This window comes from Acinetobacter sp. TYF_19, assembly GCF_043105125.1.
Lineage (GTDB): Bacteria > Pseudomonadota > Gammaproteobacteria > Pseudomonadales > Moraxellaceae > Acinetobacter > Acinetobacter johnsonii.
The window spans coordinates 1-777 of sequence record NZ_JBICLH010000049.1 but is presented as its reverse complement, the minus strand read 5'-3'; the positions used below and the strand labels follow the sequence as shown (position 1 = coordinate 777).

Genomic DNA, 777 nt, shown 5'->3' with positions numbered 1-777 from the left:
TTGAGTCGATGATGTTCCCTTTAAAAAGTACTTAGAGACCGAAAACCCTGTTGATTAGACACACTTCACCCTGAGGCTGACCATAATAAAATGACGATGCTTGTCCTTTACGTAGTGCACGCATGACTTCAATACCTTTAATTGTGGCATAAGCCGTCTTCATAGATTTGAATCCTAATGTGGCCCTGATGATCCGCTTTAGCTTGCCATGATCACATTCAATCACGTTATTTTTATACTTAATCTGCCTGTGCTCAAGGTCTGGTGGACATTTACCTTCCCGTTTTAACCGTGATAAAGCACGTCCATATGTGGGTGCTTTATCCGTGTTGATCACTTGTGGAATTTGCCACTTCTTCACATTATTTAAAATTTTTCCAAGAAAACAATATGCTGATTTGGTATTACGTCTAGAAGAAAGATAAAAATCAATGGTATCGCCACGTTGATCGACTGCACGATACAGATAAGACCATCGTCCATTCACTTTTACATAGGTTTCATCAATATGCCACGAGCTCAGATCTGTAGGATTACGCCAATACCAGCGTAAACGTTTTTCTATTTCAGGAGCATAACGTTGAACCCAACGGTAAATAGTCGTGTGATCAACATTCACACCCCGTTCGGCCAGCATTTCCTGCAGTTCACGATAGCTAATGCCATATTTACAATACCAGCGCACAGCCCAAAGAATGATTTCGCCCTGAAAATGCCGACCATGGAAAGGATTCATATGCTGCACCTTTAGCTAAAACAGTCTTCAGCTTACCATTC

1 protein-coding gene is annotated in these 777 nt (G+C 41.2%); it reads right to left on the bottom strand.

The genetic code is table 11. The features are described from left to right. Positions 1–31: 31 nt before the first annotated feature. On the bottom strand, positions 32–736 hold the full coding sequence (locus tag ACF8FD_RS06670) for an IS6-like element IS1006 family transposase (RefSeq protein ID WP_001067784.1): 705 nt from the start codon (positions 734–736) through the stop codon (positions 32–34). Between the last annotated feature and the right edge of the window lie 41 nt (positions 737–777).